At 42.4% G+C, this 25033-nt stretch carries 13 protein-coding genes; all 13 read right to left on the reverse strand.

What is annotated here, in order from left to right; all coding sequences use genetic code 11:
- Nucleotides 1–238: 238 nt before the first annotated feature.
- The gene (locus tag D2V05_RS13500; RefSeq protein WP_235855463.1) at nucleotides 239–3007 is read right to left on the reverse strand and encodes a substrate-binding domain-containing protein; all 2769 of its coding nucleotides are present in this window, start codon (nucleotides 3005–3007) and stop codon (nucleotides 239–241) included.
- A gap of 352 nt (nucleotides 3008–3359) precedes the next feature.
- Nucleotides 3360–5075 (reverse strand): helix-turn-helix domain-containing protein, encoded by a 1716-nt coding sequence (locus D2V05_RS13505; RefSeq protein ID WP_183114840.1) that lies wholly within the window; start codon nucleotides 5073–5075, stop codon nucleotides 3360–3362.
- Nucleotides 5076–5756: 681 nt separating this feature from the next.
- Complete coding sequence (locus tag D2V05_RS13510; protein WP_119648160.1) at nucleotides 5757–9113, reverse strand: VCBS repeat-containing protein; 3357 nt, start codon at nucleotides 9111–9113, stop codon at nucleotides 5757–5759.
- Between the two features lie 133 nt (nucleotides 9114–9246).
- Nucleotides 9247–11001, reverse strand: coding sequence for a RagB/SusD family nutrient uptake outer membrane protein (locus D2V05_RS13515; protein ID WP_119648210.1), 1755 nt, complete (start codon nucleotides 10999–11001; stop codon nucleotides 9247–9249).
- Between the two features lie 22 nt (nucleotides 11002–11023).
- Nucleotides 11024–14230, reverse strand: coding sequence for a SusC/RagA family TonB-linked outer membrane protein (locus D2V05_RS13520; RefSeq protein WP_119648161.1), 3207 nt, complete (start codon nucleotides 14228–14230; stop codon nucleotides 11024–11026).
- 248 nt (nucleotides 14231–14478) lie between these two features.
- Nucleotides 14479–15189 (reverse strand): gluconate 2-dehydrogenase subunit 3 family protein, encoded by a 711-nt coding sequence (locus tag D2V05_RS13525; RefSeq protein WP_119648162.1) that lies wholly within the window; start codon nucleotides 15187–15189, stop codon nucleotides 14479–14481.
- Nucleotides 15190–15192: 3 nt separating this feature from the next.
- Entirely contained in the window at nucleotides 15193–16914 is a 1722-nt protein-coding gene (locus tag D2V05_RS13530) for a GMC family oxidoreductase (RefSeq protein WP_119639821.1), read from the reverse strand.
- Nucleotides 16915–17077: 163 nt separating this feature from the next.
- Nucleotides 17078–18310 carry a multiheme c-type cytochrome gene (locus tag D2V05_RS13535; protein WP_119648163.1) on the reverse strand — a complete coding sequence of 411 codons (1233 nt, stop codon included), beginning with the start codon at nucleotides 18308–18310 and terminating at the stop codon, nucleotides 17078–17080.
- 26 nt (nucleotides 18311–18336) lie between these two features.
- Complete coding sequence (gene uxaC / locus D2V05_RS13540; protein ID WP_119648164.1) at nucleotides 18337–19749, reverse strand: glucuronate isomerase; 1413 nt, start codon at nucleotides 19747–19749, stop codon at nucleotides 18337–18339.
- Nucleotides 19750–19795: 46 nt separating this feature from the next.
- Nucleotides 19796–20992 carry a Gfo/Idh/MocA family protein gene (locus D2V05_RS13545; RefSeq protein ID WP_119648165.1) on the reverse strand — a complete coding sequence of 399 codons (1197 nt, stop codon included), beginning with the start codon at nucleotides 20990–20992 and terminating at the stop codon, nucleotides 19796–19798.
- Between the two features lie 6 nt (nucleotides 20993–20998).
- Nucleotides 20999–22327 carry a Gfo/Idh/MocA family oxidoreductase gene (locus D2V05_RS13550; protein WP_119648166.1) on the reverse strand — a complete coding sequence of 443 codons (1329 nt, stop codon included), beginning with the start codon at nucleotides 22325–22327 and terminating at the stop codon, nucleotides 20999–21001.
- Between the two features lie 4 nt (nucleotides 22328–22331).
- Nucleotides 22332–23696: a 3-keto-disaccharide hydrolase gene (locus D2V05_RS13555; RefSeq protein WP_119648167.1), complete on the reverse strand. Its 1365-nt coding sequence runs from the start codon at nucleotides 23694–23696 to the stop codon at nucleotides 22332–22334.
- A gap of 38 nt (nucleotides 23697–23734) precedes the next feature.
- Complete coding sequence (locus D2V05_RS13560; protein ID WP_119648168.1) at nucleotides 23735–25030, reverse strand: TRAP transporter large permease; 1296 nt, start codon at nucleotides 25028–25030, stop codon at nucleotides 23735–23737.
- Nucleotides 25031–25033 lie beyond the last annotated feature (3 nt).

Genomic DNA, 25033 nt, shown 5'->3' on the forward strand with positions numbered 1-25033 from the left:
TGCAATATGTTACAGTTTTAGGCCATGTAACCAACATCAATTCAAGATATTAACAATCAAATGGTTACACTATATTTTTCAAATAATCAAAAACAGTGTACCTATAATTTTGTAGCATACATCTTCAAAATTGATGTGCAAAAAACTGCTTAAAGGACTCCAATAGGTGCAGTTTATGAGGGATTCATAAAATCTCTGCATCAAAATCCTCAAAAATCAAATAGAAACGGTTCCAAAATCACTTTTTCCCAAATGTCTTTCGATAAGAATCCGGAGAATCCCCATACTTTTGTTTGAATGCGGTGGAGAAATAATTGGGTGAAGAGAAGCCATTGGAATAGGCAATCTCCGATACGGAAAGCGAAGTGGTCTCCAGCATGGATTTTGCTCTTTGGAGTTTAAAGTTGTTGATGTAGTCACTGATACTGATGCCAAGAATGGCCTTTACCTTTCTATATAACTGGGAACGTGAAATATTCAGATTATCCGCTAATTGTTCCACTGAAAAATTAGGATTGTCCAGATTGTCCTTTATGTCGCCGTTCATTGCTTTTACAAAATCCTGTTCTGTATTGCCAAAAGAAGCAGTCTGCTCTATTTTATATATGTTGTTGGTATAATAGATCCTTAGTTTTTCTCGGTTGTACAAAAGCGATTTTATGGATTGCATCAATATGGAATAACTGAAAGGCTTGGTCAAATAAAGATCGGCACCGGAGGTAAGGCCCATTAAGTAGGAATCTTTGTCCGACAAAGCAGTAAGCATTATAATGGGGACATGTGACGTCCTCAGATCCTTTTTGAGAATGTCACAAATCTCAAACCCATTTTGGTTGGGGAGGTTAACATCGCAGATAATGATATCGGGGATAATTTCAAAAGCCCTTTCAATCGCATCGGTACCATCAGAGACATGGATGTTATAATCCAAGCGTAGCTTTTTCTCTAAAAAAGATGAGAGCTCTTTATTATCCTCCACAATAAGTATGGTATGCATATCGGCTTCCGATCTAGGTTCCTCCCTAAGATAGGATTCATCATCAATAAGGTCCTCCGTGGCATCAATAGCAGTGGTTTCTACCACATCGGGTTCAATGATGACCTGGTCCTCATTAAAATGTGTCTTCCCCTTAAAGAGTTCAATCCGAAATTCCGTTCCGTGTACGGATCGGACTTCGATCTTTCCCATGTGAAGTTCCACAAACAGTTTACTGAGATGCAGGCCAATACCTGAACTGTTCTTTCTGTTGTTGGATCCTTTGAAGAAGGGTTTGAATACCTGGTCCAGCTCATTTTTGGGAATTCCGATGCCATTGTCCCTAAATATGATCACCACCTTGTTGGCCCCTTTCTGGTCCTCGATAACAAGATCGATCTTGCCATTGTCCGGAGTAAACTTAAAAGCATTGGACAATAGATTAAAGTATACCTTGTCCATAAGGTTACGATCCAAATACACTTCCAAATTTTCATTATTGCAGACCATTTTAAAATCAATGCTCCTTCGGCTCGCTTCTTTTTTAAAATCGCTGAAAATCTTCTTGGAGAACAGGCACAAATTAGTGTTGGATGCCCGTATGTTAAAACGCTGGTCTTCAACTTTTCTAAAATCCAACAGGTTGTTCACCAAACGTAGCAGTCTATTGGAATTGTTTTGGATCAGCTCAAATTCATATGCTTTTTTGAGACCCTTACTTTTAAAGGTTTCCTTTAATGATTCTATAGAACTCAATATCAATGTAATAGGCGTTTTGAACTCGTGTGAAAGTCCAGTAAAAAAATTCAACTTGGCCTCATTGCTTTCTTTTACCTCATTGGCTATTTTTTCAATTTGGTTCCTTTGAACAATAACTTTCTCATTGGTGAGTTGTAGCTGTCTATTCTTTTTTCTTATGGCTACCACCGAATATATGCTGTACAACGCCAACCCCAATATCACTGCCAAGGATATAATGGTAATCTTAAGAAGGCTGTTCTGAAAATAATATTGGTCTTTCTGTCTTTCAATAACCTCGAACTGGTTTTCAATATCAGTATGCTGCTCATCAATGATATCAAATTGGTCTTTCATTATATCCGCATTGAACCTATCGATCACTATAGTGTTCAGGATATTGTTTTTGGGCACATCCTCTCCATTTAGAATCCTGAGCGCTAATTTTACCGCCTCAGATCCTCCTGTAGGGTATAGTATTGTGGCATATAAAATTCCGTTCCTGACCAGCTCTATCCCCCCATCAGAACCATTCAACCCATCTGTACCTATAAACTTGATCTGATCTTGTAGTCCCTTTCTTTTGGCTATTTGCCTTAACAAGTGGGCCGTATCATCATTAAATGCGTATACGTAATCAATAGTTGTTTTTGCCGTGTCCAAAATATGAGAAAAAGAATCCACCATTTGGTCACCGGCCAAATCTATGGTCTCAATTTCTTTTACATTCGGGGCCCTATCGATGACTTGATGAAGACCTTGACTCCGTTCAATACCGGGTGAGGATTGATCCGTGGCCCTTACCTCCACAACATTTATGGACCTTTTCCCAGATGACAATATGATATTACCCGCGTTCTTACCAACTTCAAAATTGTCCGCGCCAATATATGCGGTATACTTTTGGGAATTGATTTTACGGTCTATCAGTATAATGGGAATACCCTTGTCGTAGGCTTTTTCTATCACAGGCACTATTCGTTCCGGCTCCAAGGGCGAAACGATTATGGCATCCATGTTCTCTTGTATCATCTGTTCAATATCCCTTATCTGCCTTTCCACGCTCTCTTGTGCCTCATAGATACTGAGACTTACCGAAGGGTTCAATAAAGCTTCCAGCTTCATGTTCTCGTTCATCGCCTTGCGCCAAACGTGGTTACTGATACACTGTGAAAAGCCTATGTTGACCCGAGGCGTTGGTTTCTCCCTGCAAGCAGAAAAAAAAATTAGACTAAAGCCACAAATCACAATAAAACTATATACCTGATAAGGTAAATGTATCTTCTTGTCCAAAATTTAATTTTTGAAAATTTCACTAACAAACCTAATCTAAACAGTAGTCATGGTCATCTCCTGAGTCGTAATCTATCCGGATGACTCGCACTGAGTTAAATCGACCTCTATTTCTTTAAGTTCAAAAAACTACCTAAATATATTACCAAAAAGATTCTATTCCCAAGTAGTATATTAATCCAATGGATTGCTAGAACCTTATAATCGTATTTTTCGACATAAATTCGGGAAAATCATTTTAGCAAAGTAGTAAATTATAAAGATTTTTGAGTGCCTATCAAATCCTGAACCATATCATCCCCAGAAAAGTATTTTGTCCAAATGGGTATGGAAAATTGGTGAATAGTCTTAATTATGGGTTGCTTTTTGGCCTCCAAATGAAGGACTCATCTTCTTCATTCAATTTTTCAATAAAATATGAAGGTAGGATTCCTAAGCGTTTTTTAAAAGCGGAATAAAAGGTATTAAGGTTGTTGAACCCGCTTGTGGTCGCTATATAGGAGAGCTTACTGTTTCGGTATTCTTTATCCTCCAACAATCTATTTAACAGATAATTTATCCTAAGTTCATTGATATAGTTGTTAAAATTGGATTTTTTTTCATGGTTGATTACCTGTGATAGGTATTTCTGATTGGTTTGAAGTATCTCGGATAAACTGCGAAGACTACATTTGGAATTAAGAAAAAAGGCTTCCTCTTCCAAGCGATTGAGCTTGGTCAAAATTATTTCCTTTATATCCTCATCCATATAACCTCCGCCCGAACTAGCCTTTACAATCTGTCCACTTGGATTTTTTACCTTTTCCATAGCGACCATTTTCTTTTGATTAAGTTTTTCCACAGCCAGTTCCTTGGTTCTGGAATACAATAGCTTGTTCTTCTTAATTACCCTAAAGTATGAGTAGGTGGCAATACTCCCCAAAGCCAACGTGAGAATGAATATTATGGTCATGAAACGATAGCGTTCCTCTTGTGATTCCGACTTAAGCTCCAATATTTCCTTTTGCTTTGAAATTTCCGAGATTCTCCTCCTCGCCTCCAGTATTTTTAATCGCTGCTCGGATTCAGTCGAGAAAAGGGAATCGCTTACGGATATGTATAAATTGGAAAAGAATGCCGCCTCTTTTGTATTGCCCATTGCCCCGTTTAATGCAGACAACGACCTGCTTACCTCTTTGATCACATCAAAAGCCTTGATTGACTTTGCAGCGTTATAGGCTTCATAATAATCTTTTTCAGCACTCAGGCTATCCCCCTGTTTTAAATGCAGGTTGGCAATAAGAAGGTGAACCCGGGGTTTTCTAAACCTATAGTTGTTGGAATCAATTAAATCAAGTGCCTTATGAAGAAAATCCTCCGCCTTTTCAAATTCGTATTCTTCGATGTATATACTGGCTATATTCATATATACCACACTTTGAATATAACTACCAGGACTCTCAACCGATTTTTCCAGTTCGAGATAGAAATCATAGATTTCAAGGGCTTTTTTGCCCCCCTCCAGCTTATGGGTCATTCTGGCTATTTCATCTATCTTCGCGAAAATGAACCTAACCTCCTTCAACTCCAGTATATAATCCAGTCCTTTCAGGCAGTTCTCAAGGGCTTTGTCATACTCGCCCAATCTAAGATAGAAATGGGAAATTGCCGAATAAGCCCGCATCAAACAATAATGATTTTTTAAGCTCTCTCCCTTCTCCAGTAAGTTTAGAGCAGTCTCATATGCCAAATCATATTCGCCCCTTTCTGTAAAAATGTATGATTTAAGTGTTTCACTATCCGCTTCTATATTGCTAAAAAACTCACATTTATCATTCGTTTCCACATTATCGATAATGTCCATTGCACGTTCAAACTCACCTTGTACAAAAAATATGAACGCCTGGTTCAATGAGCTTCGCAAATACCCTTTGTCATAACCAATAGTGGTAGCAAGCTCAGATGCCTCATCATTGTACTTTTTGGCAGTTTCGGTCGATTTAAAAATATAATGGGTGTAGAGTTCCAAACATGCATCGACCCTTTCTTCTCCGCTCGAACGTTTTCTTTTCTCAAGAAGACTTTCCAAGCTAGGAAAACTTTGATCATCAACGAGCTTTTTTATTTCCTTAAAATAGGATTCAAGCTCAATTGGGGGAGTTGGTGGTCTTTTTTGACAATATACTGGCGCAATAAATAGGAACAGCAATATTATCAACCTACGGTTTAATGACATTGTAAGAGTTTGTTAGTTATATTGTACTGTAAGCAATTGCCCATAAAAGCACTTTGCTATATCCTTCTTGATGAACATCATCCTGATTCCATGATGTGCCTTTTAATTTTTGTTTCCGTAATTATCATATAAAACATTTATAAAAGTTATTACAATCATTCCATTCAAATATCATGAAACAGAATTGAATGGAATACTAAAACAGGTCTATTAAGCTGGGATATCCATACTGATTAAACCACTTATTGACAACCCTTCTCTATGTTCCAAAAAAAAAGCAATGCTGAATAATACAACATTGCTTTTGAACTAAACTTGAATTAAACCTCAACTAACTCAAAATTTTCTGGAATTTAATCCAATCACAAATTTTAGAGACCAGTTAATACAGTATAATAAACTAACTCCAATAAATTTAACTTATCCAAAGCGTTCAAAAACAATTAATTGAAGCAAAACAGCTTCAAATTCATGAATTTTCGCCCCTGTTATTTTGAGGCGTAAAAATGTTCTTTTTTGAATAGTCCAAAGGGTTTAAAATGAGCTGTTTTCATCTTTCATTGGTGTTGCTCCGTGCTTGAACACCAGTAACCTACCCTTGTTCTGTGTCACAAAAAACACACTGCCACCGGATGCGCTCCTTACCTGAACGATGGACTTGGCATCCCCTGGAACCAGAAATCCGCTCTTTGATGTTTTTTCCGTTATAAAATTGCCATGGCCATCCCCTTTTAAAAGTATTCCATTAAAGGCATCATACCTTCCAATAAAGGTTTCATTTCCAAAATCATTGCCTATCCCAAGAATGTCGTCATTGCCATCTCCATCTACATCGGCAAGTAACATATCGTTCAATGGTGCCAACTGGGCCTCAATGGGCAATGGATGAAGGCTAAACTTACCATTACCTAGGTTTTCAACATACACACTTTTATCAAAATTACCCTTCAACATCAAGGCATTTTTAATTTCATCTTCACTGAACAATGTGTTCAAGGAAGCTTCCGCATAATCCCTGAAATAATCAAATTTCTTTCTAAATAAGGGGCTTTGCAAGTTTAAATCACCCCAAAAATTGACAGGATATGGTTTAAACTCCCCTGTTTTGTCCTTAAAATACGCAAAAAATATAGGATCTGGGGTGCCATTTGCGTCAAAATCTTTTGTCACCAGATATACAGGCCTTTCCGAGGATGGTTGAAAGAAGTTGTTCCTTCCCAAGTTTCCGGCAACAAAATCAATATCTCCATCACCATCCATATCCTTGGCCTTTATGGATTCCCACCAGCCGATTTTGTCATCAACCCCGGTTCCTTCAATTTTACTGAAAGCTGTTGTTTCATTTTTGAAAAAGGTAATAGGCATAAATTCGCCCAATACAATTAGGTCGGGTCTGTCATCCCCATCATAGTCGGCCCATATGGCATCGGTGACCATTCCGACGTTTCTCAGTTCAGGCGCATACTCTTGGGTCACATCTTTTAGGGTTCCCTTGTCGTTCTTCAGCAAAAAGCTTCTTTCTGCCATGGGATATTCCCCCACAGGTGTTCGACCTCCAACAAACAGATCCATATAACCGTCTCCATCAAAATCCATGGCTCTCACCACTGATCCACTGGCACTGATCTCAGGCATCCTGTCCTTATCAACCAAAAAATTTCCGTAGCCATCATTGATCAAGATCCGATCTTTATAGAATTCACTTCCCGCCTCAAACTCATTGCTCCCGGAAACCATATAAAGGTCCAGATCTCCATCATTATCAATATCGAACAATTCCAGACCTACTTCTTCATAGCCTTTATCAGGTTTGTCCGTGAACATGTCATGTTCTTCAAAATTTCCATTGGCATCTTGAAGCAAGATCACGGGGGAATAACCAGCGGAGCTTCCCACTACAACGTCATCATAGGAGTCGCCATTAATGTCGCCCACTGCAAGACAAGGACCATTTTGTGTTAATTTATGTGGAAGGGTACGCTGTTGGGAGTTGAAATCCACAAAATCATGCTCGGCATGTTTATAATGGATTCCCAACTGGCCCGAAACTTCGGATATCAAGGATTTCCCCAATTGATCCGATTTTATTTTGAGTTGGTTTGAATCATCTTGTTTTTTGCTGGTTTTATGGTCGATAACAATCACTTGGTTGGACTTGACATTGCTCAACTTATTAAAATTCCCACCAGGCCATTGTACTTCAACTTCTGAAATCATTTCGTTCGGGCCAATCCCAAAATGAACGATCGGTTCCATGGAGGACATATAGCCCCTACTGAGGTAATGCTGATAATATTGCATTTGCCCGTCTGCATAACGGATTGAAATCTTTGTTCCTATGGCCAAAGGGTTTTTATCATCTCCTTTAAGGTTGATCCTTAGAAAATTGTTCTTGCCAAAAGCCTCCAATTCCGATTGGTTCTCAAATACAAAAGCTTCTTCATTGATATTGTTGACCACATAGTCCAGGTCTCCATCTTGGTCCAAATCGGCATAAGCGGCACCATTGGAAAAGGAAGGGATATTCAATCCCCACGTATTGCCTACTTCCTCAAAGGTCCAATCCCCTTTATTCCGGTAAGCATAATTTGGAATTTTGACCACGGGAATAGAGTCCAATATTTGGGCGGGGGTCAAAAAAGATGCGGCACCCAACCTGAAATCCCCAAAATCCCTATCCGTGACATCCCTTGGAAAACCATTTGTGATCAATAGATCACGGAATCCGTCATTATCCACATCCATAAAAAGGGGTGCCCAACTCCAATCTGTCTTTGAAATTCCGGCCATAAGGCCTATCTCACTAAAATTACCTCCTGAACTGGAGCCTTTATGCAACATGTTACGCATGTATTGGTATTGATAATCGTATCGCTCGTTCAAGATATACTCCAAATAATTGGTGGTGCCAATCGTTGTTTTCATCCTTTGGTTTGTCTCTCCCAACATATCCAAGGTGATAATATCAAGCAAACCGTCATTATCATAATCTGCAATGTCGGATCCCATTGAAAACTTGCTCTGGTGCTTTATAAAATCTTCTATTTGGTTGGTGAACGTTCCGTCTCCATTGTTGATGTACAAAAGATCGTTGGTCAGATAATCATTGCTGACATGGATATCCGGCCAACCATCATAGTTTAAGTCCGAAATTGCCAGTCCCAATCCAAAGCCTTCATAGACAATCCCAGCTTCCATGGTCACATCACTAAAGGTTCCATCACCGTTATTGTGATACAACCTATCATTACTTACTGCTGAACCATCATTAATTTTTGGACGATAGTTTGTTGGCAACGTATGGGTCTGTTGGTTGTTGAGCACATATAGGTCCAAAAGGCCATCCTTGTCATAGTCAAAAAAAGTGGCGTTCATGCTATTTCTGGAATCATCAATGCCGTACTCAGCGGCCATTTCACGGAACTGGGGCACTCCGTTTTTGTCAAGCCCTTGGTTAACGAAAAGTAGATTTTTCCTTTTTTCGCTTTCATTGTTCATGGCGGTACAGATGTATGCATCCAACCAGCCGTCCAAATTAATGTCCACAACAGCTACTCCGGTACACCATCTATCCTCTGCTCCAATGCCGGACTCCTTGCCAACTTCCTTGAAGTTAAAATTGCCTTCGTTCAAATAAAGTTTGTTCGGTACCTGATTCCCGGTGAACAGTATATCGCTTTTGCCATCGTTGTTGAAATCACCTATGGCAACACCTCCCCCGTTAAAAATATATTCACTTGTTAGGATATTGAAACTATCCGTTTCCACAATTTTATTACTGAAATCGATTCCCGTCTTATCGGCTTTCAATTGCTTGAACAAGACCTGAGGGGATTTCTGGCAGGAACCCAATAAGACACAAATAATAAAAAGGGGGATTAATTTTTTCATTTTCAACTATTTATCCATTTAAACTGAACTGGATTTTTTTGGAAACTATCCTAGCTCCCATAATTCCAAAAGGCCATGATAAAACTATCAAGGCCTTTTGGTTTTAGGCATTTAAAAATAATTATTTCAATTTCTAGTATGCAGGATCTTGGGTCAAAGTAGGTGCACCGTCTTTTACGGACCTATCGATGGCCTCGATCGGGATTGGGAAAAATTCATTTTTACCCTGTTGAAAGGATCTACCCTGCAAATAGGTTCTATGTTGGGACTCACTTTGTAAATACTGGTTCAACACATCGGAAGCAATACCCCAACGTTGAAGATCGAAAAAGCGGTGTCCTTCCATGGAAAACTCCAATCTGGTTTCAAAGCGTACAGCTTCTCTGGCCATATCCTTATCCGTCCATGGAGTGGTATATTCAGCAATGTCATAATTGGCAGCAGGTGTGCCTTCAACTATGGTAAAGTCATTTCGTTCCTCTCCTTGAGTGGCCATAGGGACGAAACCGTCCGGATTTGCCGCCCTGGCCCTAATCTGATTTACCAAGCCTCTAGCCACTTCCAAATCACCAACTTCCACTTCAACCTCAGCAAGCCAAAGGATGATCATGTCCAAACGCATGAGCCTGTAGTTATTGGCAGAAAGGTTACCCCAACCTCCTTGTCCGAAGGCTTCTGGTTCCGCTACATGTTTCATACTGAAAAAAGGCCCCGCATAGGTAAGATCACGAACAAAATCTGTTTGATAAATTTTGAATCCTTTGTACAGAATACCTGGTCTACCCACGGAATGGTCGATACGTGGATCTAGAGGTCCATCATAAGTGGACAATGTGGTAACTGGATCAACGGAGGAAGGTACATCCTCATCGTCAAAAGTGTCCAACATAGGAAGTCCACCTTCGGTCTTAAAGGCATTCACCAAGTTTTGAGAAACTTGGTAAAATCCGCAACAACCCCATGGATCAATGTAAGGGTGCGCAAGTCCGATCCCAACGTTAGAGGCATCGCCGGTAGCACTGCTGATGGCATATTGCACCTCAAAAATGGATTCCGAATTGTTTCGGGTAGCTACCAAAAAGTTGTCCTCAAACTTGTCCATCAATGTGAAGGGGCCGTTGTTCAAGATATCCTCCAGAATAGGTTTGGCCTCTTGCAACTTGGCTGTATTGGCAGAACCATCCGAGTTCCATCCCTGGTACATTTTGGCCTTGGCCAAAAATGCTTTGGCTGCCCAACTGGTCGGTCTTCCCACTTCACTTTGTGTTTCTGGCAAAACGGCTGCCGCTGCGGCAAAATCAGCTTCAATGAACGGCCAGATCTCGCGATCGTTGGGAACTTTGGTACTTTCAAGGTCGTTGAGATCAAAATTCTCCTCACTGATATAGGTAGGCATTCTCCACATTTTTCTAGCTTCAAAATGGAACAATCCCCTTAAGAATCGAGCCTCTGCAATAATTTGCTGTCTTTGCTCATCGGAAGCATCCTCCACTTTTTCCAAAGTTTTGATGACATTGTTTGCGGCGGCAACCCCTTTATAAAGTCCTCTCCATTTGTCCCTAATGTGAACATTGAACGATTGGAAGTCATATGCCTCAATGAAGGATTGCTCTGGCTGATCACCAGCATCCGTTCCTTTCAAAGCATCGTCAGAGGCCAAATTAAACACCCAGTTTTGCATGTCGTTATGCCAAGTTTGACCTTCCAAACCATTACCGTTCACCATTTTATAGGCACCGAGCAGAAGACCATTGACACCATCCAATGTAGCAACATCCGCTTCACTGAACTGGCCTTGTGGTTGTCTGTCCAAAAAATCGTTATTACAACTCAGTACCAAAGCAAGCAAGCCAAGTGTTCCAAGTAAAGTCGATATTATCTTTTTCATTTCTATAAACATTTAGTTTTCGTTATTTAAGTGTAACATTCAACCCCAAACTTATGGTTTTGGCCACTGGCTGGGAACCTCCATCGTAACCTAGGGTAAGGTTCCTTCTTGAATCGTCCGCGTTGCTCAATTGAACTTCGGGGTTAAGACCTGTGTATTTGGTAAAAGTGGCTATGTTCTGTGCCTGTACATATACTTGGGCCCTGTCCAAACCAATGGTGGATATAATTTTATCAGGAAAATTATAGGTCAACTGAATGTTCTTCAACCTGAAGAAACTTCCATCCTCAATCAAATAGGAAGAAGGCCTACTACTAATTTGGTCGTTGGCATCCATAATGGGTGATGTGGCACCAGGATTGGCGGCTACCCAAGTACTTGGATCGGCCGTTGGATTGGTCGGTTGCCATGCATCGTACAATGCCCTTTTGCTCCTGTTACCCTGGAAGGTATTGAAGTCTGCAAAATACCTTACGTAGTTGAACACATCGTTACCTTGCGATCCGTTACCAAAGATGTTCAAATCCAAATTTTTATAGCTCAAATTGATGTTGATACCATAAGTGAAATCAGGGTGTGGGCTACCGATAATAGTACGGTCATCATCGTTGATTTCCCCGTCGTTGTTGATATCGGCAATCCTGAACTTACCTGGCGCATTGTAATCGCCATAAGGAGCCCATGCATCTGCCTCAGCCTGTGATTGAAAAATTCCCAAGGTCTTGAAGCCGTAGAAAGAAGACAATGGCGAACCTGCTTCTGTTATAGATAGAGCGGGAATCCTTCTACTTTGGCCAAAAATCCTGGTACTTTCACCTTCAAGGGCATCCACATTGTTCTTATAAGTAGAAATGTTGGCACTTACCTCATAGGAGAAATCTCCTTTTTTATCACCATAGCTGATTCCTAAATCAATACCCTTATTGGTCATTTGTCCAACGTTGAACGCAGGTTCATCTGCTTGTCCTGCCGTATAGGTAACCGGAACGTTGATCAGCATATCCGTAGTGACCCTTTTCCAAAGATCCAAGTTAACGGACAACTTATTGTTCAACATCACCAAGTCCATACCGATGTTGTTGGAGGTAGTTGCCTCCCATTTGGCATTTGGGTTTCCGAATGCCCTAGGAGCAAATCCAATCTGTGGGGAACCGGTGGAACCATCAATGGGATAACCTCCCGTTAGGATATCTGAACGATAAGTGGTATAGGCATTATAGTCACCAATTTGCTGGTTACCTGTTTTACCCCAACCATAGCGAAGTTTCAAGTTATCGATCCAAGTAACGCTATCCATGAACTTTTCATCCGACATCCTCCAACCCAAACTAAAGGCGGGGAAGAATGCACTTCTGGATGCTTGTTGGAATCTGGACGAGGAATCGTTCCTCAGAATAACCTGGGCCAAATATTTTCCGTCATAGTCATAGTTCAACTGACCGAATTGTGACCATAAGGTATAATCCTGAAATACATATCCTCTGTTGGTTGCCGTTGTGGCATCACCCAAATCCAGATAGCTCAAAATATTGGTTGTTCCGAAAGCATATCGTTCACGACGGGCCTCAAAACGTTCTTCAAATTGTTGAATGGATTCCACACCCACATACGCCTTGAAATTATGGACCTCGTTAAAGGTTTTGGCATAGGTCAATGTATTGGTCCATGTCCACTGATATTCATATTGCTCCCTGGCTTCCGAGCTTCGGATAAAGTTACCCTCCACATATTCAGGCTGTGGACGGTCCAAATTCCTTACTCTTTGCACCCTTGCATCCACACCAAAGCTGGTACGCAAATCAAGTCCTGGGATCAACTCATAGTTCGCATAAGCATTCCCCAATAGTCGTAGACCGTATCTTCTATCATCTTGATCTCTATATAGTCGTGCATATGGGTTAAAGTTGTTCCCTAGGTTGGCTCCCCTACTACCGGCAAAATTACCAGCAATGTCATAAATAGGGAGTAAGGGATGGTGCTTGTAAGCGCCGGAAACCGGGCTTTGCTCATCATCATTGGAAACGTTTCCTTTTAGGTTATCAAATGAAGTCGTGAAATTTTCCCCTATGGTCAATTTCTTGTTCAATGTCCTAAACTCGGTATTGGCCCTCAAGGACACCCTGTCATAACTAGCAAACTTTATTATACTCTCTTGAGAGAAATAACCAAGACTAAAGGCATAACGTGCAGATTCTGTTGCTCCTGAAGCCGAAATGTTATGGCTTTGAATGGGCGCCGATCTTGTTACTGCATCCCACCAATTGGTATCGGCAGAACGGGTAATGGCATAAATATTACCTGGTTCCAAGGCATAAAGACTTGGGTCTGTACCAGGATCTCCCTCATTGGCACCACTAGGGAAAACATAGTCAGGTATGGTCACCTCACCATTAGGCCCAAATGTGTACTGTCCATGACTGGGGGTCTTACCTGCATATAAATCGGCCAAATACAAGTATCTTCCGAGTTCTTCAGCGTTCAATGACTCTGCATCTTTAGCAGGGGACTGAATACCATAGTACGTATTATAGGTAATAGTGGGTTTCCCCATTTTTCCCTTTTTGGTGGTAATGATGATAACCCCGTTTGCTGCCCTAGAACCATAAATAGAAGCAGAGGAGGCATCTTTCAATACCTGCAGTGATTCTATATCATTTGGGTTCAGGTTAGATTGGCGTTGGGATGGCACTCCATCTATAATGTAGAGAGGGTCGTTGTTCCCCAGTGTTCCGAAACCACGGATACGCACCGTTGCCTCTCCACCTGGTCGGGCATCGTTAACAATCGTAACCCCTGCTGCCCTACCTTGCAACTGTTGGGAAAAAGTGGTCGCGGGCACTGATTTAAGTTCATCAGTGTTTACCACGGTGACCGCACCGGTCAGGTCCTTTTTGGCCTGCGATCCATAACCTGTTACTACAATCTCATCCAACCGGTTGGCATCCTCCTCTAGGATTACATTGATCGTGCTTTGGTTATTGATTGGGACTTCTACCGTCCTGTATCCAATATAGCTGATGACCAAAGTTGCATCACCAGGTGCATTGATACTGTAGTTTCCATCAAAGTCTGTCTGGGTTCCATTGGTGGTTCCCTTGACCAGAACGTTGGCGCCCGGCAAGGGTCCCGTTTCATCGGATACCGTACCCGTTACGGTCTGGGCCTGTGCAAAACCCATGCAAAGTACAGCAGCCAAAAAAATAATTCTCTTGAAAAAAGGTTTTTTCATAAGTTCAATTTTAGGTTTGTGTTAGTTAATCAATATAGATTCCATCTACTCTGGCAGATGGAACAAAACATAGTTGTGTATGGTAAACTTATATTTTAAAGCTCACACTTAATGATAGATGCGCTATTTTAAACCTTCAAATTCATGAATTTTATAATAAATCACACCTGTTTTTATGCATTTGAAAATAAAATTCTTAAAATCATACCTTTGGAGTGTTTTAAGCAATTCCATGTAAAGTAAAAATCTTAGGTCAACAGGTTACCATTTTCATCCCATTCCGCTATTTCATTCCGCTTACTCTGGTCCACACATTTGGCAATCCATTCAGGATCATAGGCTACCCCATGTTGATCGAGTACATCTTGTGGCACACCGTCCCATATGTTCGGTTGATTGCCCTTATACCCTAAATCGGCTATGCCGACTTTGGAGGTATAGTATCCGGTAACGGTCAGATTCCGCATGAGTGCGAAAAATTGTATCTCCAATGGTTGTTCATCCAAGGGAATTTCCACATCCTGGAAAGCAATGGTATCCAAAATTTGTTTTTGCTGATCCACGGATGCGGTTTTAAACTCCTGATCAAAGAGGACATTACATTGGTGATCCAACCACATGAGCCCCCCCTTTAAAGTGAGTTCCAATTCTGGAATGTCCTTGGCAATGAATTCGATGAATTCAGGCACCTCTGCCTCAATCGGTCCACCATGGGGTTCCTTTGGAGGTAAGATGATGGTGCTTAATAGTGTGATGGTCTCCATTTCATGTTCGTTGAACAACTGAATGGCCTTCAATTTTTCAATACGCTCCAATTCTTCCGGGGTTCTTCCGAAATAGGCATTATTATCCGATGCAACTGGAACATCCATATCCGTATCGGTCTTGCAACCGTGGAACATCAGGGCAGAAGCACCAGCCCCCATGATGATGGTTTGTATACTTTTTCTTCTGTCCATGTGCTAAAGATTTTGTTGTTTCAATTGTTCTATGATGTAATCCGACGCGCGCCATGATAGGGCCAAGATGGTCCAGGTACAATTTTTGTCCGCTTGGGACGTAAAAGGACCTGCGTCCACAATGAACACGTTGTCAACATCATGCAATTGATTGAATTTATTGGTCACCGAAGTCTTTGGGTCATCTCCCATTCTCGTGGTTCCTACTTCATGGATAATCCGTCCAGGAGCGAGTAGTCCATAGTCAATATCCGCTGAAGGCTTGTCCCCCAGAGGTTCGCCACCCATGTTGTGGATAATTTCCTCAAAAGTGTCCTGCATGTGCTTGGCCTGCTTTACTTCCAAATCGGACCAGCGATAATTGAACTTTAGAACAGGAATCCCAAATTTGTCTACTGTAGTGGGGTCTATCTCACAATAGTTTTCCTTTCTGGCGATGCTTTCCCCACGACCCGCCATATGCACCACGGAGCCGTAATATTTCTTTACATCGTCCCGAAGAACATCGCCATAACCCCCAACATTGAGGCCAAAAAACTTGTTGAATTCGTTCGCATTAAAACCGAAGCCGTAGTTGGGTTGACGCATGCCTCCCCCCACTTCGATGTGATAACCTCGGGGAAAATCCAATTTGCTGTTATCTCCCCACCAAGGGGAATATACATGCATACCTCCAGTACCATCCTCATTGTACGAAACCTTACGATTCATGAGAGCTGGAACAAATGCGGCGCGACTAGCACCAGTGGAATCATGCAAATATCTGCCTACATGGTCGCTACTGTTTCCCAACCCATTTGGGTGTTGTTTACTCTTCGAATTCAATAGAATTCTGGCAGAACTACAGGCGGAAGCCGCAAGTATCACTACCCTGCCCTTCAATTTGTACTCTTTTAGGTCATCTTTGCTGACATAGGACACCCCGGTGGCCTTTCCTTCGGCATTGGTAGTTACCTCGCGAACTACCGAATTGACATATATTTTGACTTTACCTCCGCTTTTCTGTGCTGGGAATATCAAACAACTACCTGAAGAGAAATCAGCATAAACCGAACAAGACCTTGAGCATTGTCCGCAGTAAAAACAGACCCCTCTGTCCTTATTGATCCGCTTGGTCAACATGGAAAGACGACCCGGGATAACGGGTACTCCCGATTTTTGGGCCCCGTTTATATAGAACAGTTCGTGCAGTCTTGGTTTTGGCGGGGGGAGAAAAAATCCATCAGGATCGTTTTCCAGTCCCTCATTGGTACCATAGACCCCGATAAGTTTATCTACCTTATCGTAATAGGGCTTTACATCTTCATACCCTATGGGCCAATCATCCCCGTGTCCATCGCGGGTTTTTCCCTTAAAATCCTTTGGGCCAAAACGAAGCGAGATCCTTCCCCAGTGATTGGTCCTACCTCCCAACATATGCGAACGAAACCAGTCAAACTTTGTCCCAGGTTCATGGGTATACGGTTCCCCTTCAATTTCCCAACCGCCATAGGCCATATCCCAACCTCCGAAGGCCCTTGTGGTACCTGCACCTCTGTTTGGGGACTCGTAGGGCCATTTTAATTGGGTCATGGTTTTAGGGTCGGCTGGGTCAAAAAATGGGCCCGCCTCCACCACCGCAACATTCAATCCAGCATCGGCCAGTTGTTTGGTTGCCATACCGCCACCCGCTCCAGAACCTACAATGATCACATCATATAATTCTGGTGCTTCTTTTATTTGCATAATACATTTTCTTTGAATTAATCGTTAGGGAAAATACTATTATGGCCTATTGAATTTAGAGAGTTGGGAACAAAATGAGCCCAAATTCAAGAATTTTATAAAATACAGGGTTTTACTTGAAGACAATCCAAGATTTTTATCTCATGCCTGGACTCTTAAGCAATCAGTTTTTCTGGTTTTGCAGTATTCCGTCTATATAAACCCCTATAAGATGTGTACGGATATTCACCGATGTTTCTTGAGTGTCGTTTCCGAGTTGCACTTTCATGGTTTGGGAAGGAAAGAGCGGCATATGACAACTGATGCAATTGTTAAGGTCAGATAAATTCAAATTTGATTTTTCATGTAGTTCTTTAGGGGATACATGGCATTCAATACATTTTGAATTAAAATGCTTAGTTTCCCCGCGCTGATTCTGATGTGGATCATGACATGTGGTGCAAGTCATAGTGCTTGAGTTTTTGTAGCACTCGCTACTTTTGAGAAGACCATATTGGTTGCCATGCACATCAAGTTGTGCCTCGGGTCGCCCAAAGTTGTAGTTTTTGGCATACTTATCCAGTCTCTCCCCTATTACGAATGAAAAAGGATTGCCTTTTATTTGAATGGCGCGCAACCCTGAATGACATTGTACACAAATGTCCGTTTTTAATTGCCTCGCCAATGTGTCTATCTTGATCACCACGTCTTCACCCATTTGCTTAAGGTTCCCGGTTCTATAGTCAACATGTTTCTGGAGTGGGCCATGGCATCGCTCACAATCCACTCCGTAAATAAAGGACTCTCTTTCGTAAATATTGGTATTTCCTTTAAAATCCCCATTCTTGGCAAACGTGACATGACATTTGATGCAATTATCCGTGACCGACCTGGTAAACCTATAGTTCGGATAACCTGGACTATTGATAAAATCATCGGTGAGTGTAAAATAGGAAGCCTGTAATTGTATAAGAAAATCATCTTTGAAGGCCAAATAAGATTGACCTTTTACCCCAGAACCGAAAACAATGTCCAAACGGGACTTATCCAACAATTCTCCTGAAGTTTTGGAAGATATGGTTTGATAATATGCATCGCCCTCATGTACCATTTGCACCACGCCATCAATGAGTTCCACTTTATGTGACGGATTATTAAAAGGTCCTTTCAAAGTCTCCTCGCCTGCAATTGCCGAGGTATTGAAATGGGGGGTATTGATGTGGGTTTTATAAATGTTTTGATGACAGGGGATACAGGATTGCGACCCGGCAAATTGTTCTCCGTTGTAGTGAGTAGGCATTGTTTTTGCTACCGCTTGATAGACTTCTTCCTCCTTTGTATCCACAAGGAAAAACAAAAAAACCATCACTATTATGAGACCTATTAATGCACTTCCTATTTTATATTTAAATTTCATTGGACAGTTTTCATTAGCTTATTTAATTACGAATCATGTTGAAAATTAAAATACTCTTTGGCATTTCCATAGCAAATGTTCTTCACTAGATTGCCAATCAACTCCATGTCATCGGGTAATTCACCCTTCTCCATCTCTTCCCCCAGTAGATTGCATAGTATCCGCCTGAAGTATTCATGACGTGGGTAGGAAAGAAAGCTTCTGGAATCTGTAAGCATTCCAATAAAGCAGCTCAACAGTCCCATGTTGGACAGCGCATTCAACTGTTTTGTGATACCATCTTTTTGATCCAAAAACCACCAGCCTGATCCAAACTGCATCTTTCCCTTTACACTGCCATCATTGAAATTGCCGATCATCGCAGCCAAAACTTCATTGTCAGATGGGTTCAAATTATACAAAATAGTCTTGGTCAGTTTGTCCTTGGTATCCAAAGCATCCAAAAATCGGGATAAGGTATAGGCCTGTGGATAGTCCCCAATGGAATCCCAACCTGTATCTGGTCCCAATTTATTGAGCATTCGGGAATTAGTATTTCGAAGTGCTCCCAAATGAAATTGTTGTACCCAACCCTTGGCATGGTACTGTTCTCCCAAAAACAATAAGAGTGCCGTCTGATATTTCTCAGTATCCAAAGGAGTTAGGCTTTCTCCCTTTCTTTTCTTGGCAAAGATGGATTTTATTTCAGAGGAGGAAGCTTCCACAAAGGGAACATAGCTCAACCCATGATCGGAGAGCCTGCAACCATTTTCATGAAAAAAATCGATTCGCTTGGACAAGGCATCACATAACGTTTTAAAAGAGGTGATTTCTATATCACTCGCCTTTTCCAATTCCTGCAGATACCTTTGGTATCCTTCATGGGAAATGAGCAATGCTTTGTCCGGTCTGAACGAAGTACTGACGTGGACCCCATATCTGCTCTTGGCCATTTTTCGGTGATGCTCCAAAGTGTCCGTAGGATCCTCCGTGGTACAGACCACCTCAACATTCAGTCTCTGGATCAGGTTTTGGCAACTATAGGCACTGCTACCCAGTTTTGTTGAGGCATCCTGATATATTTCTTGGGCGCTTTCTTTGTTCAAAAGCAAATCAATGTCAAAATAGCGCTTCAATTCCAAGTGCGTCCAATGGTATAATGGATTTCTAAGGGTCTGTGGAAGAGTTTCTGCCCATGCCCTAAATTTTTCAAAATCACTTGTGTCTCCCGTAATATATTTTTCATTCATCCCTGCGGTCCGCATGGCCCGCCATTTATAGTGGTCGCCATTGATCCAAGCTTGGGTAATATTTTCAAAAATATGATTCCTCGCAATCTGTTCCGGAGGTAAGTGACAGTGATAGTCTATAATGGGCTGCATTGCCGCATAGGTATGATAAAGTTCCTCGGCAAATTCGTTATACAGTAAAAAATTATCCGTGATAAAATGGTTCCTCATCTTAGTTTCATTGCTCCATTATTCTTGCTACTGATACCAATTCAGGCTATCCTACTATCTCCTTTACCATTTTTGTATCTGTCTCCACAATAGTGTTCCCGTACATGGCGTCCAATCCCATCTGTACGCATAGTGCGGCCATGGCCCCTGTTTTTGCATTGGATATGGGCAAGGTGTTGTTCAAAATATTGTCCTTAAAATCTATCAAGGCTTGTTTGCTAGGGTCCTCATGATCAAAATTTACGGGGATACCCCTTCCCTGGTCCCAGTTTAAGGTGGCCCCGGAAACTCCGTCTACCTCCCCAACTTCTTTCTCAAAACTACCTTCGGGATAATACCAAGCTTTCACATAATCCAAAATATAAGCGCCCTTATCACCCATTACCTTCACCTTGTAATCGCCCATGGCATTACTGGTCAAACAAGTGAAGGAAGCCCTCACGCCCTTTGGATAGCTATAAATAAGATGGATATTGTCAAAGGTTTCCCTGCCATCCTTCCAATAATCGATTCCTCCCACGCCCATGACTTTTTCTGGCATGGCACCCAGCACCCAATTGGCAAAATCCAATTGGTGGGAACAAAGTTCGGCCAAAAGTCCTCCTGAAAATTCACGGTACATCCTCCAATTGATCATGCGTTCCCATTTGGGATCGGGAACGGGCCGTCGCCAATTGTTGTTGCGGTTCCACTGGCATTCAAAAGCCGTGATCTTGCCAATCTTCCCTTTTTTGATTTCATCCACAATGTGGGTGTATAATCGAGAACTATGGTATTGATGGCCCGCCTGAAAAATGGTACTTGAGTTTTCCGCAGCATCTACCAACAATTTTATGCCATCATATCCCTTTGCCATGGTTTTTTCGCCATACACATGCTTTCCCGCTTTTAAGGCATCGGTAACAATTTGGGAGTGCGTACTGAACGGAGTTGATACCAGAACGGCATCCACATTTTTGTCTTCCAAAAGTTTTTGGTAATCCTCATAGCCTTTGGCCTTGCCCTCCACTTTGGAAAGGCCGGAGCTGAGCCGGAAAGGAATGATATCACTACAGGCCACTACCCTCATATTCGGGATTTGGTTGATAAAGGGAATGAGGCCACCACCACGGTCCCCGGTCCCGATGACCCCAACATTGATGGTTTCATTGGCACTTGGGGTTCCATAGCCCAAAACAGTCGGGGCGTAAAAGGCTGCAGAACTGGCCAAACTTCCCTTTACTATAAAATCTCGTCGTTTCATTTTTGCTTAAAGTTTAGGTTCCCATCCATTTTCATACTCCCGCTTCCACCCTTGCATGGCCTTTTCACTATTCAATATCTTACCTGTCTGAGTATCAATCTCGATAGTATGCCCGGCATCATAGGCCAAATTTCCTAGATGGCAGAGCATGGTAGAAACACTTGCATCCCTGATATCGGAATTCAGAGAGGTATCCTTTCTGATGGCATTGAAGAAGTTGCCCACATGGTCCACGTCCAATCCGCCAATCCCTTGGGTATTCAGGGTGGCACTGATGTTTGCCTCGTCTTCCTGTTTGAGCAGGTTTCCACCCAAATCATATAATTTATAAAAGTTCCTGCTTAATTCCATCACACCTTTACTGCCATAAATGGTAATACCGCGGCCAGGTCGTTCCGGTTTCATGATACCACGGCTATGGGAAGTCCAGGTGATGAATTTATCCCCTGGGAAGGTATAGGTTACCTGTTGATTGTCGGGAAACTCCCAGTCATCATCAAAAGTGTACTTTCCGCCAAATGCTGTCACCGTTTCGGGAAGGTCCACACCCAAGGCCCAACGGCAGATATCAATCTCATGGGTACCGTTGTTGTGGATCTCTCCCGTACCCCAATTTCGGAACCAATGCCAATTATAGGGATGGACATTGTCTCGATAACTTTCTCTTGGAGCCGGACCTTGCCATAGGTCCCAATTCAAGGTCTGGGGTACATCGATTAGCTTACCGTGTCCAATGGACTCCCGGTTATTGGAATAATAAGCCTCGCCTTTGAATACATTTCCAATCACTCCTTTTTTGATGTCCTCCACAGCCATCATGGACGTTTTGGCCGATCGCTGCTGATTTCCCATCTGTACTTTTTTTCCATACTTATTCCGGGCCGCCACCAACAAGTCATTTTCATGGGGATCGTGGCTACAGGGTTTCTCCACATACACATGTTTCCCCGCCTGTAAGCCCATAATGGCCATTGGAGCGTGCCAGTGATCGGGTGTGGCAATAAAGATGGCATCCACATCCTTATCTTCCAAAACCTTGCGGAAGTCCTTTTCCACCTTCGGAACATACCCGATATGTTCTTGACACCAGGCATTGTGTTCTTCCAAAATAGTATCGTCCACATCGCAGCTGTACAAAATCTTTGCATTTGTGTCTTGATGGATGGCCAATACATGGGCCTTGGCACGGCTCCTGACACCGATTACCGCACAATTGATTCGATCGTTGGCTCCCAAAATTCGGGCATTGGCCCAAGATGGAAGTACCATGCTTCCCAAGGTAACGGCAGCAGTTCCAGTAGTTGTTTTTTTTATGAAATCGCGTCTTGTGGTCATGGTGTTACTCTTTTTCGGTGGTTTTTATCTTGATGTTCTTAAAACTTACCTTATCCCCATGGTCTTGTAACAAAATGGGACCTGTAGGTGCTTCTCCAAAATTGGGCCATACCACATATTTGCTTTCAGAAACGAGCTTTTTGAATTCATCACTTCCCCGTTCGTACTCCAGAACTTTCATCCCGTTGAGCCAATGCTCTACATGACTTCCTTTGGATATGATATGTGCCGTATTCCACTCCCCGATCGGGTTGGCAGGTTTATTGGGGTCTGCTTTGATAAGATCGTAAAGAGATGCTAAGGTCCTGCTCCCTTCATGGTTGCCTAATTTGGCATCGGGATGCACGGCATCATCCAACAGTTGGTATTCCAATCCAATGGATGATCCTGGGCCTTTGTTCAAATCCGTGTTCACATAATATTTGATGCCGCTATTGGCGCCTTCGGTCAGCTTAAAATCGACCATCAGTTCAAAATCCCCGTACACATCAGTGGTCACAATGTCACCACCGGCAGCCGATTCCTCTCCTCCTGATGATAAAACAGTCAAAACCCCATCTTTTATCTCCCAACCTTTGCCTGGAAAACTATCCAATCGGGCTCCTCTCCAACCGTTCGTGGTCTTGCCGTCCCACAACAATTCCCAACCATTTTTGGCCTCATCCACATTGATATGGTTTTTGGTCACCACAGGTTGCAAGGTCATGGATTTGGTATATTTTGACAAGCTATCCGTCAAAATTTTGATATTTCGCCAAGCAATCTCCGTTCCTGCTTTTTGATCTTCTCCAATGCTGTGTACCTGTAGTGCAATAAACCCACTAGGTGTTTTATCGTCAACCAAATGGGCCGCGGGAACACCATTGATCCATGTTTTGATGGTATCGCCGATCGCTTCGATGCGATAATGGTTCCAATCGTTTTGTTTGAAGGCTTTTTGGGCCTCTGGATTGTCGTCCAAGGTCACGAGCCAACCTCTTCGTCCTTCATCATAAATGCCCGCACTCCATGCCCTATCCGAAGGATCAATTTCAATCTGGTACCCATGCACCCTTCCATTTTGATAGTAAGGGAAACTATTGCTCCGAATCTGGATGCCGGAATTCATGGTAGAATCCACTTTATAATCCAACTCCATAATAAAGTCATCATACATCTTATCGGTTGTCAAAAACGAATTGGGGGTATCATGGACCGTGGAGCCTACAATGGCATCATCCTTAATCGCATAATGGGCTTCACCACCCTTTTGGTTCCAACCGTTGAGGGTTCCATCGAATAAATCCACCCATGGGGTGTCATCCTTGGGAGCCTCGGCACACGCCCAACATAGTAGAAGTGCCAGCGCCCCGTATTTTAGTTTGTTCATTTTATGTGTCATATTTAACAGTTTATTTTACAATTCGATTATAGTCCAAACAAGCCAGGTAACCAAAGGGCCAATTCGGGTATGTAGGTGATAAGGAACAAGGCCAAGATCATCGCCGCAAAAAGGGGCAACAAGGGTTTTATCACTTTTTCTATGGATGTCTTTGCGATGCCCACCCCCACAAAAAGTACCGAACCGACCGGTGGCGTACACAAGCCGATGCATAGGTTCAAAATCATAATGATGCCAAAATGGACCGGATCTATTCCCAATTTGGTCACAATAGGCAAAAATATCGGGGTGAAAATGAGCACCGCCGGAGTGATATCCATAAAAATGCCCACAAACAATAATATCAGGTTAATGATGAGCAATAGGGCAATCTTGTTATCGGTAATGGACAAAAGTCCAGAACTGATATCCTGCGGGATATGTTCAAAGGAAAGGGCCCAAGACATGCCCATGGAAGCTGCGATCAACAACATCACCACTGCGGTAGTGGATGAGGCATTCAAAAAGATCTGTGGTAATTTTTTAAAGGTAATCTGCTTATAAGCAAAACCCAGTAAAAGACTATAAAGCACGGCTATGGCAGATGCTTCGGTAGCCGTAAAGATCCCCGCTACGATACCTCCGATGACCAAAACCAATAAAAATAGGCTCGGTACGGCATCAACAAAGGTTTTAAAAACCTGTTTCATTGAGCTTCTTTCCCCAGTGCCATATCCTTTTTTCTTGGCCCAAAAAACCGTGACCACCATCAACAACAAACCCGTGAGTAGACCTGGAATGTACCCTGCCAAAAAAAGTGCCGCTATGGATGCACCACCACTGGCCAATGAATACACAATCAAAATATTGCTGGGAGGAATGACCAATCCCGTGGTGGCAGAAGTGATGTTCACCGCGGCCGCGAATTCCCGGTCATACCCTTCCTTTTCCATCTCTGGCCCAAGAATACTCCCCATAGCTGATGCCGAGGCCATGGCCGACCCTGCAATGGCCCCCATAAACATGGCCGAAATGATATTGATCAAGGCCAGTCCTCCAGGCAAAGCCCCTACCAAAGATTTGGCAAAAGCGATGAGTCGATGGGCAATGCCCCCTTGGTTCATCAATTCTCCCGATAATATAAAAAATGGAATGGCCAATAAGGCGAAACTATCCAGCCCCGTGGCCATACGTTGGGAAATCGTTGCCAATGCAGGCAATGAAGGAACACTCACCAATAAGGTCAACATAGAGGATATAGCAATGCTCCACGCCACGGGGGTACCGATTGCCAAGAGGCCCACAAAACTGATGATCAATACAAGTAAGGGGATGTATTCCATAGA

Origin of the sequence: Flagellimonas pelagia, assembly GCF_003584135.1 — a bacterium.
Lineage (GTDB): Bacteria > Bacteroidota > Bacteroidia > Flavobacteriales > Flavobacteriaceae > Flagellimonas > Flagellimonas pelagia.